This window comes from Type-E symbiont of Plautia stali (genome assembly GCF_059731115.1).
On record NZ_AP035906.1, the window covers coordinates 1,481,287 to 1,494,958 of the forward strand.

Genomic DNA, 13,672 nt, shown 5'->3' on the forward strand with positions numbered 1-13,672 from the left:
TGGCAAAACAGACTTGGGGAGAAAAGGCTCCCGCAGGAGCCTTTACATTTCAGGGAGGATTACAGGGACTGAGTGAACGTACGGGTAATCACATCCTGCTGCTGCTCTTTGGTCAGCGAGTTGAAGCGCACAGCATAACCGGAAACGCGAATGGTTAACTGAGGATATTTCTCAGGGTGTTCCATCGCATCCAGCAGCATCTCACGGTTCATCACGTTGACATTCAGGTGCTGGCCGCCCTCGATATTGGCTTCATGGTGGAAGTAACCATCCATCAGGCCAGCAAGGTTGGTTTTACGCACGTTATCATCTTTACCCAGTGCATTTGGCACGATGGAGAAGGTGTAAGAGATACCATCTTTCGCGTAAGCAAACGGCAGTTTGGCAACCGAGGTCAGTGAGGCAACGGCACCTTTCTGATCGCGACCGTGCATAGGGTTAGCACCTGGGCCGAATGGCGCACCTGCACGACGACCGTCAGGGGTGTTACCGGTCTTCTTACCGTACACCACGTTAGAGGTGATGGTCAGCACCGACTGGGTAGGTACTGCATTACGATAGGTTTGCAGTTTCTGAATTTTCTTCATGAAACGTTCAACCAGGTCACACGCCATATCATCGACACGTGAATCGTTGTTACCAAACTGCGGATACTCGCCTTCAATCTCGAAATCTACGGCCAGACCATCCGCATCACGCACGGTTTTTACTTTGGCATATTTAATTGCAGACAGGGAATCCGCCGCCACTGACAAGCCTGCGATACCACACGCCATGGTGCGATAGACATCACGGTCATGCAGCGCCATCAGTGAAGCTTCATAACTGTACTTATCATGCATGTAATGGATGATATTCAATGAGGTGACATACTGTTTAGCCAGCCAATCCATGAAGTGATCCAGACGTGCCATCACAGTGTCGAAATCCAGAATTTCATCAGTGATTGGCGCTTCTTTCGGGCCAACCTGCATTTTCAGTTTTTCGTCCACGCCACCGTTGATTGCATACAGCAGTGTTTTAGCGAGGTTGGCGCGGGCACCGAAGAACTGCATCTGTTTGCCGACAATCATTGGGCTCACACAGCAGGCGATCGCGTAGTCATCGTTATCAAAGTCAGGGCGCATCAGATCGTCATTCTCATACTGCAATGAAGACGTATCGATAGAGACTTTGGCCGCATATTTTTTAAAGTTAACCGGCAGCTTTTCTGACCACAGAATGGTCATGTTAGGTTCCGGTGATGGGCCCATGGTGTACAAGGTATTCAGGAAGCGGAAGGTACTTTTGGTGACTAAAGTACGGCCATCAACACCCATACCGGCCAGAGACTCGGTTGCCCAGATTGGGTCACCTGAGAACAGTTCGTCATATTCTGGAGTGCGCAGGAAACGTACCATACGCAGTTTCATCACCAGGTGGTCAATTAACTCCTGCGCGCCTTCTTCAGTCAGTTTGCCCGCTTTAATATCACGGTCGATATAAACATCGAGGAAGGTGGATACGCGACCGAATGACATCGCGGCGCCGTTCTGTGATTTCACCGCGGCCAGATAGCCGAAGTAGGTCCACTGTACGGCCTCTTGCGCTGTGGTAGCGGGCAGAGAAATATCAGAGCCGTATTTGGCAGCCATTTCTTTAATCTGGCCAAGCGCACGGTGTTGCTCGGAGATTTCTTCACGCAGACGGATGGTGGCTTCAAGATTGACACCATTTTCCATATCGCTTTGCAGTGAATTGAACTGCGCCACTTTATCTTTCATCAGATAATCGATGCCGTACAGCGCCACGCGGCGATAGTCACCGATGATACGACCACGACCATAAGCATCTGGCAGACCGGTTAAGACACCGGATTTACGGCAGCGCAGAATATCAGGGGTATAGACATCGAACACACCCTGGTTATGAGTTTTACGATAGTCGGTAAAGACTTTTTTCAGGGCTGGGTCGAGTTCACGGCCATAAACCTTACAAGAGCCCTCGACCATTTTGATGCCGCCAAACGGGATAATGGCGCGTTTCAGTGGAGCTTCAGTTTGCAGACCTACGATGGTCTCCAGCGATTTATTGATATAACCCGCATCATGTGACGTGATGGTAGAAGCCAGGTCGGTATCGAAATCAACCGGTGCATGGGTGCGGTTCTCAATCTTGATACCTTCCAGCACGCTGTCCCACAGTTTAGTGGTGGCGGGTGTGGCGCCTGCGAGGAAAGATTCGTCACCTTCATAGGGGGTGTAGTTTTTCTGGATAAAGTCACGGACGTTGACACCGTTCTGCCATTCGCCGGCGCTAAATCCTTCCCAGGCTGACGCCATTTTTTCGTTAAGTTCGGACATGATATACCTGCCTTATTTAGGGAGACTCTGACGATGACGTGCCCTTGAGCACGCCCGTATCAATTGCTTAGTGAACCGGCTCATCACCACGAAGATAGATGACCCAGTAGGTCAAACCGACTAACAATCCGCCGCCGATAATGTTGCCGATCGTCACGGGAATAAGGTTGTTAACAATAAAGTCGCCAACGCTGAGAGAGGGGAACTGTGCGGCGCTGGAGCCGGCCAGTTGCCAGAATTCCGGGCTGGCGAAGTCGCGAATGACAATTGCCATAGGGATTAAAAACATGTTGGCGATGCTGTGCTCAAACCCGCTGGCAACGAACATCCCGACCGGCAATATCATGGCAAACATTTTGTCAAACAGACTGCGGCCGGAGTAACTCATCCATACGGCCAGGCAAACCATCAGATTAGCCAGTGTGCCGAGGCTAACGGCCTCAATAAACGTGTGATGCATTTTGTGATCGGCGGTTTGCAGGACGTTCAACCCCCACGCGCCGTTGGCAACCATATGTTCACCTGCTAACCAAATCAGCGCGACAAAGAACAGCGCACCAAACAAGTTACCGATATAGACATTCAGCCAATGACGACCGAGTTGCATCCAGGTGATGCGCCCGCTGGCTTTCGCCACCACAATCAAAACCGTCGAAGTGAAAAGGTCCGCGCCACATACCACAACCAGCATCAAACCCAGAGAGAAGCAGATACCGCCAATCAGTTTCGCAATACCGTAGGGCATCGCGCCACTGCCCGTGGTGGCAGTAATGTAGAAAACAAATGCGATAGAAATAAATACGCCAGCAGTGATGGCTAAGAAGAAGGTGGTTAAAGGATGTTTAGTGGCTTTATAGACGCCGGCATCTTCAGCAACTTTCGCCATGGCCGCGGGTAATAATGCATTAAAAGGGTTGTCAGCTTTCACACTAACGCTCTCCTGAAATTGTCTGTAAAGATACTAACAAAGGAGTATAGGTCAGGAATTGATGTGGATCATAAATGGCAGGGAGGTACGGGGTAAGCGAGGCGTTAAACTAAGGAATTTGCATGTAACAATTTGAATTATAACAACTAAAAAATTTTTAATTTATGCAAAATAAGTTTAATGAAGGGTCTTTGAAAGTGACTTAATGTTAATTCAGTTTAATCAATGAAACTGAATTGTTAATTATCAATATTCAATGTTGAGTATGACAATTTGAAGAAAAAAAATGGCACCGGGGTTAATCAGTGCCATTTTCAACGTTAGCAAAAATATCGCGCTAAGCGCTCGTGAATATTACTTTGACCAATAGTTACGTTTTGCTGCCTGCAATTTTTCGTAGGCGGCCAGCAGGGCCTGATGAGCCGGGAAGGCTTTCAGATTCAGGTCTACCGCTTGCAGGCCGTAGAATGGTGCTTCACCGCTGATCGCTGCAGAAGCGGCATCAACGGCGTCTTCGCCATACATCCGCACAAAGGCACGATGATATTGCAGAGGATCGCGTTCTTCCTCCATGGCGAGCAACAGCAGGGTTTGCAGGCAACGGTAATAGTTGGCGCGTTCAGCGCTGAAGATTGACTGGTTGAACTCCATGGTCCATTCCGTCCAGATCAAAGCCTGATCCAAATCTCCGCCCGCCAATGCCAACATGGCTTTCAGCTCGCCAATACGTAGGGTGTACCAGCCATTGTCTTTACCTGACGCCAGACCCAGCAGCTCACGGACGCGAGTGAAGTCGTCATGACCTTCTTCATCCAACTGCTCGATGAGGTTCAGATACGCCTCCGGTTCCCACTCACTGGCTGGCAGCGCCAGCAACGTTTCACGCAGCGGCGCGCCCATGCTGTTGTTGGCCAATAACAGGTCTTCCGCCGGATAAATATCTGACATGCCCGGTACGATGATACGGCAGGCGTAAACGCCCAGATGCTCATAATCCGCGATGTAAACCTCTTGATCTTCCGCGCGGAAGATGGCCATCAGCGTATCAAACTCTTCGTGCGTGCTGCCTGAGAAACTCCAGTCGACGAAAGGATAATCCGCATCATCTTTGAACATGTCCCAGGAGATTAAACCACTGGAATCGATAAAGTGGGTTTCCAGGTTGGCGTGTTCAGCCACTTCTTCATCATCAAAGGTCGGTGGGGTGAAGACATCCAGGTCTTTCAGCCCACGGCCCTGGAGCAGTTCAGTAACGGTACGTTCCAATGCCACACCAAAGTCAGGGTGCGCGCCGAATGAAGCAAAGCAAGTGCCGTTGGCCGGGTTAAACAACACTACGCAGATAACCGGGTACTTGCCGCCCAGTGAAGCATCGTAAGAGAAGATCGGGAAGCCTTCGGCTTCCAGACGTTCAATCGCCTCAATCACGCCGGGGTAGCGCTGCATTACTTCAGCAGGAATTTCTGGCAGGCTAATTGACTCAGCGATAATGCGGTTTTTGATGTGGCGCTCAAAGACTTCAGACAGGCCTTGTACACGCGCTTCATTCGCGGTGTTACCGGCAGACATGCCGTTAGAAACATACAGGTTGCCGATGATGTTCATCGGGATGTACACCGTCTGCTGGTCGGATTGACGAGTAAATGGCAGGCCGCAGATACCACGGTCAACATTACCTGACTGCAGGTCAATCAGATCTGAGGCGCTCAGACTATCTTCTGGATCGTAAAATTTCTGCAGACGCGCATCCAGAATCCCTGCTGGTAAACTGTCATCGTCAGTCAATGGGAACCACTTCTCATTCGGGTAGTGAACGAAATCGCCGTTGGCGATGGACTGACCGAGCCAGAAATCGGCGAAGAAGTAGTTGGTTGAGAGACGCTCAAAATATTCGCCTAACGCCGAAGCCAGTGCCGCTTTCTTACTGGCACCTTTACCATTGGTAAAGCACAGCGGGCAGTCGCGATCGCGGATATGCACAGACCAGACGTGTGGAACCGGGTTCAGCCAGGAGGCTTCTTCAATGTTGAAGCCCAGGTCCTGCAGTTTGTGCTGGAAACGTGCGATGGAGTCTTCCAGTGCGGCGTCTTTTCCTGGAATAAACGTTTGCGTCATGTTGGCGCTCTCTCAAGTCGATGGGGTGGGCGTAAAGCGCGCAATGATACGGGTTTTGCGCCTGCTTCGCTATTCAGTGGTCTAAATTTATCGCGGTATTGTCACGGCTATTTCATCACCTGGCAGCATTCTGATTTTACTTCGGGAATCTCCCTCACAAAATTCCGTGGCTTATTGCATTTATGACATAAGCTGCGGTGGAGCCCGCCCCGGAATTGAGATCGCTATCGGATTAATGATTGCAGCCATTCGGAGGCAATGATAAAACCGATACGGTATTCATAACCGTTCGATATGACAGTGGTGAGGGGAAATGACGCAGGTTTATAATTTTAGCTCCGGCCCAGCGATGCTGCCGGTAGAAGTGCTCCGTCGTGCAGAACAAGAACTGACAAACTGGCACGGATTAGGCACCTCTGTAATGGAGATCAGCCATCGCAGTAAAGAGTTCATTGCTGTCGCTGAAGCAGCAGAACAGGATTTTCGCGATCTGCTGAAGATCCCATCGAACTACAAAGTTTTATTCTGCCATGGTGGCGCGCGCGCGCAGTTCGCGGCTATTCCAGGTAACCTGCTGGGTGATGCTAAATCCGCTGACTATATTGATGGCGGCTACTGGGCACACAGCGCGATTAAAGAAGCTGAAAAATATTGCACCCCGAACACCATCGACGTCAAAACCACGCTTAACGGCAAACGTGCTTTGTTACCGATGCGTGAATGGCAGCTTAACGATGATGCTGCCTATGTGCATTTCTGCCCGAATGAAACCATTGATGGCATCGCAATCGATGAAGAGCCTGACTTTGGTGACAAAGTGGTGGTGGCTGACCTGTCATCAACCATTATGTCTCGCCCAATCGATGTCAGCCGTTACGGTGTGATCTACGCGGGCGCACAGAAAAACATCGGTCCAGCGGGATTAACGCTGGTGGTGGTGCGTGAAGATCTGCTGGGCAAAGCACAAAGTTATGTGCCGTCTATCCTTGATTACAAGGTGCTGGCTGAAAACGAATCCATGTTCAACACACCGCCGACTTTTGCCTGGTACCTCTCTGGTCTGGTATTCAAATGGCTGAAAGAGAAGGGCGGTGTTGCTGAGATGGATAAGGTCAATCAGGCGAAAGCAGACCTGCTCTATGGCGTCATTGATAACAGCAGCTTCTACCGTAACGATGTTGCCGCTGCGAACCGTTCACGTATGAACGTGCCGTTCCAGCTGGCTGATGCCGCGCTGGATAAAGTGTTCCTGGACGAGTCTCTGCAGGCAGGCCTGCATGCACTGAAAGGACACCGCGTGGTTGGCGGTATGCGTGCGTCGATCTACAATGCGATGCCGCTGGAAGGGGTGAAAGCCCTGACTGAGTTCATGATCGACTTCGAACGTCGTCACGGCTAATTACTCATCATCGGCCAGCCTGGCTGGCCACTGGCCCCGTTAAACAACGGGGTTTTGTCTTTTCTGGAGATTTGGTTTCACATGCAGGACTCCCTGACTCTACAACCGATTGCTCGCGTTGACGGCACGGTAAACTTACCGGGTTCAAAAAGCGTTTCTAACCGCGCATTGTTATTGGCCGCGCTGGCCAACGGCACGACTCGCCTGACCAATTTGCTGGACAGCGATGACGTTAAACACATGCTGAATGCGCTGAAGGCGCTGGGCGTCAATTACACGCTCTCTGCCGATCGTACCGTGTGCGAAGTGGTGGGAAATGCAGGTCCGCTGCACAGTGACCAGGCCCTGGAACTCTTTCTGGGCAACGCCGGTACTGCTATGCGTCCGCTGGCTGCCGCACTGTGCCTGGGTCAACAGTCGATTGTGCTGACTGGCGAACCCCGCATGAAAGAGCGCCCAATTGGTCATCTGGTGGATGCGTTGCGTCAGGGCGGAGCCAAAATTGATTACCTGGAGCAGACGGATTATCCGCCGCTGCGTCTGAACGGCGGGTTTGTAGGTGGCGATGTCAGTGTGGACGGTAGTGTTTCCAGCCAGTTCCTGACAGCATTGCTAATGACCGCTCCGCTGGCACCGAAAGACACTGTGATTACCATCAAAGGTGATCTGGTTTCTAAGCCGTACATTGATATTACACTGCATCTGATGCGTTGTTTTGGTGTCGAAGTCGATAACCAGAACTACCAGCGCTTTGTGGTGAAAGGCCAGCAGCAGTATCAATCTCCGGGCGATTATCTGGTGGAAGGCGATGCCTCTTCTGCCTCTTATTTCCTCGCCGCCGCCGCCATTAAAGGTGGAACGGTTCGCGTAACCGGGATTGGCCGCAACAGCGTTCAGGGCGACATCCGCTTTGCTGATGTGCTGGAAAAAATGGGTGCGGTGATCGAGTGGGGTGATGACTATATTGCCTGCACACGAGGTTCTCTGACCGCGATTGATATGGACATGAACCATATTCCAGATGCGGCGATGACCATTGCCACCACGGCGTTGTTCGCGGAAGGCACCACCTTGATGCGAAATATCTACAACTGGCGTGTGAAAGAGACTGACCGCTTAGCGGCGATGGCGACAGAACTGCGCAAAGTGGGTGCGGAAGTAGAAGAAGGTCATGATTTCATTCGTGTCACCCCACCGGCGCAGCTTCAGCATGCGGATATTGGCACTTATAACGATCATCGCATGGCGATGTGCTTTGCGCTGGTGGCGTTATCGGACACGCCTGTCACCATTCTTGATCCTGGCTGCACGGCGAAAACCTTCCCGGATTACTTCCAGCAGTTGGCGAAAATCAGCCAGACCTCTTGATCACGCTACCCGGTACGCTTGTGCCGGGTTTCCTCGCTCTCTTCTGGTCTTGTTGGGCGGAAATTCTTCTGAATCTGTCGAAAATTCTGGCGCTGTCTACGCTAAAGGGTAACTAACCTGACGCGGGCAGCGTATAATGCCGCGCATTCAAACAGCCAAGAAGGCTGATAATAAGCACGCAGCAACAGGAGAGAACAATGACGGCAATCGCCCCGGTAATTACCATTGATGGCCCAAGTGGCGCAGGTAAAGGGACCTTGTGTAAAGCGATGGCGGAGTCATTGCAGTGGCATTTGCTGGATTCTGGTGCCATTTATCGCGTACTCGCATTGGCTGCACTTCACCATCAGGTGGATATTGAATCCGAAGAAGCATTAGTGCCTATGGCGGCTCACCTCGACGTGCGTTTCTTGTCTGTTGAAGGCGAAATGCAGGTCATTTTGGAAGGTGAGGATGTGACCGGTGAAATCCGTACGCAGGAAGTGAGCAATACGGCTTCGCGGGTTGCTGCTTTCCCACGCGTGCGTGAAGCGCTGCTGCGTCGCCAGCGAGCATTCCGTGAAGAGCCGGGCTTGATTGCGGATGGTCGCGATATGGGCACCGTGGTATTCCCCGATGCACCGGTAAAAATCTTCCTGGATGCAAGTTCGGAAGAGCGTGCTCACCGTCGTATGCTACAGTTGCAGGAGAAGGGCTTTAATGTTAACTTTGATCGCCTTTTATCCGAGATAAAGGAACGCGACGACCGCGATCGTAATCGTGCAATTGCGCCTTTAGTGCCTGCCGCTGATGCTCTGGTGCTGGATTCAACCAGTATGTCCATTGAGCAAGTGATTGAAAAGGCACTTGATTATGCCCGCCAAAAGCTGGGCATTTAATCTATTCGGTAACTGAATTGTAGTAACCCTGTACCAGGGACCCGGTGCTGGGCATGTGAAACAACCCCATCCGACAATGACGTCAGGTGGACGTTAAATTGAAGAATCCTAAGATTATCAATATGACTGAATCTTTTGCTCAACTATTTGAAGAATCACTGAAAGAAATCGAAACCCGTCCGGGTTCCATCGTTCGTGGCGTTGTTGTCTCTATCGACAAAGACGTAGTCCTGGTTGATGCGGGTCTGAAATCTGAGTCTGCAATTCCTGCAGAGCAGTTCAAGAACGCAGCCGGCGAACTGGAAATCCAGGTTGGCGACGAAGTTGACGTTGCGCTTGACGCAGTTGAAGACGGCTTCGGTGAAACCCTGCTGTCCCGTGAGAAAGCTAAGCGTCACGAAGCTTGGATCACGCTGGAAAAAGCTTACGAAGAAGCTGAAACTGTTACCGGTGTTATCAACGGCAAAGTTAAAGGTGGCTTCACAGTTGAGCTGAACGGTATTCGTGCGTTCCTGCCAGGTTCACTGGTTGACGTTCGTCCGGTTCGCGATACTCTGCACCTGGAAGGCAAAGAGCTTGAGTTCAAAGTTATCAAGCTTGATCAGAAACGTAACAACGTGGTGGTTTCTCGCCGCGCAGTTATCGAATCTGAAAACAGCGCTGAACGCGATCAGCTGCTGGAAAACCTGCAGGAAGGCATGGAAGTTAAAGGTATCGTTAAGAACCTCACTGACTACGGCGCATTCGTGGACCTGGGTGGCGTTGACGGCCTGCTGCACATCACCGATATGGCCTGGAAACGCGTTAAGCATCCAAGCGAAATCGTCAACGTGGGCGACGAAATCACTGTTAAAGTGCTGAAGTTCGACCGCGAGCGTACTCGTGTATCTCTGGGCCTGAAACAGCTGGGCGAAGATCCATGGGTTGCTATCGCTAAGCGTTACCCAGAAGGCACCAAGCTGACTGGCCGTGTAACCAACCTGACTGATTACGGCTGCTTCGTTGAAATCGAAGAAGGCGTTGAAGGTCTGGTACACGTTTCTGAAATGGACTGGACCAACAAAAACATTCACCCATCTAAAGTTGTTAACGTGGGCGATGTTGTTGAAGTTATGGTTCTGGACATCGACGAAGAACGTCGTCGTATCTCCCTGGGTCTGAAGCAGTGCAAAAACAACCCATGGCAGCAGTTCGCTGAGACCCACAACAAAGGCGATCGCGTTGAAGGTAAAATCAAGTCAATCACTGACTTCGGTATCTTCATCGGCCTGGACGGTGGCATCGACGGTCTGGTTCACCTGTCAGACATCTCCTGGAACGCGACTGGCGAAGAAGCCGTTCGTGAGTACAAAAAAGGCGACGAAATCGCTGCTGTTGTACTGCAGGTTGATGCAGAGCGCGAGCGCATCTCTCTGGGCGTGAAGCAGTTGGCTGAAGATCCATTCAACAACTACATCACCCTGAACAAGAAAGGCGCTATCGTTAACGGTAAAGTAACTGCAGTAGACGCTAAAGGTGCTACAGTAGAATTGGCTGATGGCGTTGAAGGTTACCTGCGCGCTTCAGAAGCTTCACTGGACCGTATCGAAGACGCAACTCTGGTTCTGAGTGTTGGTGACGACGTTGAAGCTAAGTTCACCGGCGTTGACCGTAAGAACCGCGTTGTAAGCCTGTCTGTTCGTGCTAAAGACCAGGCTGATGAGAAAGAAGCTATCAACACTGTTAACACCAAACAGGAAGAAAGCAACTTCTCTAGCGCTATGGCTGAAGCGTTCAAAGCGGCTAAAGGCGAGTAATCGACCCGAGGCACCGGACGATGTAAGTCGTCCGGTTTCGGTAAAAGCTGTCATACCTTTCCCATTAAGGATTAACCGGAGGTTACATGACCAAGTCAGAACTTATTGAAAGACTTGCTGGACAGCATACTCATATTCCGGCGAAAGTCGTTGAGGATGCAGTTAAAGAGATGCTCGAGCACATGGCCACCACGTTGGCACAGGGCGAGCGCATTGAAATCCGGGGATTCGGCAGCTTTTCTTTGCACTACCGCGCACCGCGCACTGGTCGTAACCCGAAAACGGGCGACAAAGTGGATCTGGAAGGTAAATACGTTCCCCACTTCAAGCCGGGCAAAGAATTGCGTGACCGTGCAAATATCTACGGCTAAGCCGTTACCGAACGACAAAGCGACACCTCTGGGTGTCGTTTTTTTTTGCTCTAAATTCGTTGTTGTGAATCTGATTCCTAAACCCACATCAACAATGAAAGCCACTTCGATTTTTTGGCATCCGCAATCCAGCTCTCCCCATTCCTGAAAGCTATTCCTGTCAATTGCACGCAAACTGGTGCCCATTGCGGGAGAAAAGTGATGCGTATAACAGGGATTGCAGTAGCCAGAATCATGATCCTGGCGGCGCTACCATTGGGTTTGTTACCTCAAATACCGACCATGGAAATGATCGCTGTGATGGTGCTACCAGCACTTATTGTGGCATCCCTGCCTTGGGCTGTGCTGCGTCTTATTGGCATGGGTATCCTGCTTCTGGCGTGGGCGCTATTGGAAGCGAGACAGATGCTGAATGTGATTGACCAGCTTTCAATGGCGCCAGCCGAAGTGACGCTGCGTATTGTTGATATGAAGGAAAATCAACAGCAATTTAAAGCCCAGATTATCCGTGTGGGTGAGCGATATCAGTTCCCGCCGTTGTTTGTCAGTATCAATGCGGAGCCAGGTAAATCGGGGTATTGTGCAGGGCAACGCTGGAAAATGACCTTACGCTTGCGTGCAGTGCATGGTCGCTTGAATGAAGGCGGGTTTGATGCCCAACGTTTTGCGCTGGCAAACCATACACCTTTGCAGGGGAGAATCATTAACCAGCTGGCGGAATCGGTAGATTGTAATTTGCGAACGCAGGTTATGCGCCATCATCAACCTCTTTTTGAACACCTGCAACAACCTGCCATTTTGCAGGCGCTGGCTTTTGGTGAACGTGAGAACATGACCAAAACTCAGCGACAATTATTACGTGAGACCGGAACCGCACACTTAATGGCGATTTCCGGTATGCATATTGCGCTAGCGGCCAGCGTTGGCTGGATGATAGTACGTGGCTTGCAGCTGCTGCAGCCTGCGCACACCATCGGTTATCTGCTGCCACTGATGGGGAGCATCATTACCGCGACAATCTACTACTGGCTGTCGGGCAGCCATGCACCAGCACAGCGCGCGCTGGTCGCGCTACTACTGTGGACGACGATAAGAATGGCTGGCTGGCAGTTAACAGGCTGGCAGATTTGGACACTGTGCATGGGTGTACTGCTTTGGCTTGATCCCCTCTCCGTCTTATCTGAAAGCTTTTGGCTCTCTGCTCTTGCCGTCGCCATGTTAATCATCTGGTTCCAGTGGTTTGCCTTGCCGGATCGATACCGTCAGGCCTGGCGCTGGCTGCCGCTGAGATTGCTGCACTTACAACTTGGCATGATGATACTGATGGCTCCTCTGCAGATTTTTTTATTTCAGGGAATCAGCCTCAGTGCACTGGTCGCTAACCTCATCGCGGTGCCGGTGGTATCGCTTTTCACCGTGCCATTGATACTGCTGGCGCTTTTGCTGCCCATACAACCCATCGCTTCGGTACTGTGGCGGTTGGCGGATTTTTCTGTCAATCAGGTGATGCAGGGCCTGGCATACTTGCCAGCAGGATGGTGGCCGTTAAATGATGCCTTGCCGGCAGTGGCCCTGCTATGGGGCGGTTTATTTATGTGGCGCAGTGGTTTGCTGAATAACACGCTGATGCTTTGCTGCGGCTGCGCATTGGCATTTCTGTTATGGCGTCATCAGTCTGAACAAGATGACTGGCAGATTGACGTGCTGGATGTGGGCCATGGTCTGGCGATCGCGATTACACAGGGTAATGATGTGGTGTTGTACGATGCGGGTCCACGCTGGAATGAAGATGATGCGGGCGCGCGCGTGATACTGCCATGGTTACTGTATAAGGGACGACAGTTAAACACGGTGGTGGTAAGTCATAAGCATCTGGATCATCGGGGTGGGCTCAATTCACTGCATCAGGCCAATCCCAATATGATGATCCGCAGTGCATTGGGTGAAGCGGGGCATTTACCTTGTCAGCGAGGAGAGCAGTGGCAATGGGGCAAACTGACCTTTACGGCACTCTGGCCGCCTGCAGGGAATACGCAAGGGCAAAATAATGACTCTTGTGTCGTACGCGTAGACGATGGAGCTGTCAGCCTGCTGCTCACCGGGGATATTGAGTTAGAAGCAGAAAGAAAATTGGTGGCATTAGAGAAAACCCAGCTCACCAGCACGTTAATGCAGGTCCCTCATCATGGTAGCCGAACCTCTTCGGGGCCTTTACTGTTACGTAGTGTTGCAGGAAAGGGCGCGGTGGCATCGGTAGCGCGCTATAACGCCTGGCGCATGCCAGCCGCCGCCGTGGTGGAACGCTATCGCCAACAGGGCTATATCTGGTATGACACGGCACAATCCGGGCAGGTCCACATTGGTATTCGGCAGGGTGAATGGCAGATTAAGGGATTGAGGGAGCAAATAAAACCTCGCTGGTATCATCAGTGGTTTGGCGTCAAACGTGAATCCAGGTAGAATGAGCGGCTATTT

9 protein-coding genes are annotated in these 13,672 nt (G+C 51.3%); 6 read left to right on the plus strand and 3 right to left on the minus strand.

Annotation, left to right across the window (positions count from 1 at the left end; all coding sequences use genetic code 11):
- Positions 1-59 precede the first annotated feature (59 nt).
- The 3 genes from pflB to ycaO all read right to left on the minus strand — a co-directional run bounded on the left by pflB (position 60) and on the right by ycaO (position 5,385).
- Positions 60-2,342, minus strand: a complete 2,283-nt coding sequence (pflB, locus tag AC6I8L_RS06720) for a formate C-acetyltransferase (protein ID WP_479402757.1) — start codon at positions 2,340-2,342, stop codon at positions 60-62.
- 67 nt (positions 2,343-2,409) lie between these two features.
- On the minus strand, positions 2,410-3,270 hold the full coding sequence (gene focA / locus AC6I8L_RS06725) for a formate transporter FocA (protein ID WP_034820596.1): 861 nt from the start codon (positions 3,268-3,270) through the stop codon (positions 2,410-2,412).
- A 354-nt stretch (positions 3,271-3,624) separates the two neighbouring features.
- Entirely contained in the window at positions 3,625-5,385 is a 1,761-nt protein-coding gene (gene ycaO, locus AC6I8L_RS06730) for a 30S ribosomal protein S12 methylthiotransferase accessory factor YcaO (protein ID WP_058961783.1), read from the minus strand.
- 313 nt (positions 5,386-5,698) lie between these two features.
- On the opposite strand from ycaO, the gene serC reads away from it, so the two are divergent.
- The 6 genes from serC to AC6I8L_RS06760 all read left to right on the plus strand — a co-directional run bounded on the left by serC (position 5,699) and on the right by AC6I8L_RS06760 (position 13,657).
- On the plus strand, positions 5,699-6,784 hold the full coding sequence (serC, locus tag AC6I8L_RS06735) for a 3-phosphoserine/phosphohydroxythreonine transaminase (protein WP_034820590.1): 1,086 nt from the start codon (positions 5,699-5,701) through the stop codon (positions 6,782-6,784).
- A gap of 81 nt (positions 6,785-6,865) precedes the next feature.
- Positions 6,866-8,152 carry a 3-phosphoshikimate 1-carboxyvinyltransferase gene (aroA, locus tag AC6I8L_RS06740; RefSeq protein WP_058961782.1) on the plus strand — a complete coding sequence of 429 codons (1,287 nt, stop codon included), beginning with the start codon at positions 6,866-6,868 and terminating at the stop codon, positions 8,150-8,152.
- A 197-nt stretch (positions 8,153-8,349) separates the two neighbouring features.
- Positions 8,350-9,030, plus strand: coding sequence for a (d)CMP kinase (gene cmk / locus AC6I8L_RS06745; RefSeq protein WP_034820574.1), 681 nt, complete (start codon positions 8,350-8,352; stop codon positions 9,028-9,030).
- 122 nt (positions 9,031-9,152) lie between these two features.
- Entirely contained in the window at positions 9,153-10,826 is a 1,674-nt protein-coding gene (gene rpsA, locus AC6I8L_RS06750) for a 30S ribosomal protein S1 (protein ID WP_034820570.1), read from the plus strand.
- A gap of 86 nt (positions 10,827-10,912) precedes the next feature.
- Entirely contained in the window at positions 10,913-11,197 is a 285-nt protein-coding gene (ihfB, locus tag AC6I8L_RS06755) for an integration host factor subunit beta (protein WP_003849360.1), read from the plus strand.
- A 201-nt stretch (positions 11,198-11,398) separates the two neighbouring features.
- Complete coding sequence (locus AC6I8L_RS06760; protein WP_058961781.1) at positions 11,399-13,657, plus strand: DNA internalization-related competence protein ComEC/Rec2; 2,259 nt, start codon at positions 11,399-11,401, stop codon at positions 13,655-13,657.
- Positions 13,658-13,672: the final 15 nt, after the last annotated feature.

Coding starts and splice junctions, on each gene's coding strand:
- pflB (WP_479402757.1), bottom strand. CDS start 2,342: ATGTCCGAACTTAACGAAAAAATGGCGTCAGCCTGGGAAGGATTTAGC.
- ycaO (WP_058961783.1), bottom strand. CDS start 5,385: ATGACGCAAACGTTTATTCCAGGAAAAGACGCCGCACTGGAAGACTCC.
- serC (WP_034820590.1), top strand. CDS start 5,699: ATGACGCAGGTTTATAATTTTAGCTCCGGCCCAGCGATGCTGCCGGTA.
- aroA (WP_058961782.1), top strand. CDS start 6,866: ATGCAGGACTCCCTGACTCTACAACCGATTGCTCGCGTTGACGGCACG.
- cmk (WP_034820574.1), top strand. CDS start 8,350: ATGACGGCAATCGCCCCGGTAATTACCATTGATGGCCCAAGTGGCGCA.
- rpsA (WP_034820570.1), top strand. CDS start 9,153: ATGACTGAATCTTTTGCTCAACTATTTGAAGAATCACTGAAAGAAATC.
- ihfB (WP_003849360.1), top strand. CDS start 10,913: ATGACCAAGTCAGAACTTATTGAAAGACTTGCTGGACAGCATACTCAT.
- AC6I8L_RS06760 (WP_058961781.1), top strand. CDS start 11,399: ATGCGTATAACAGGGATTGCAGTAGCCAGAATCATGATCCTGGCGGCG.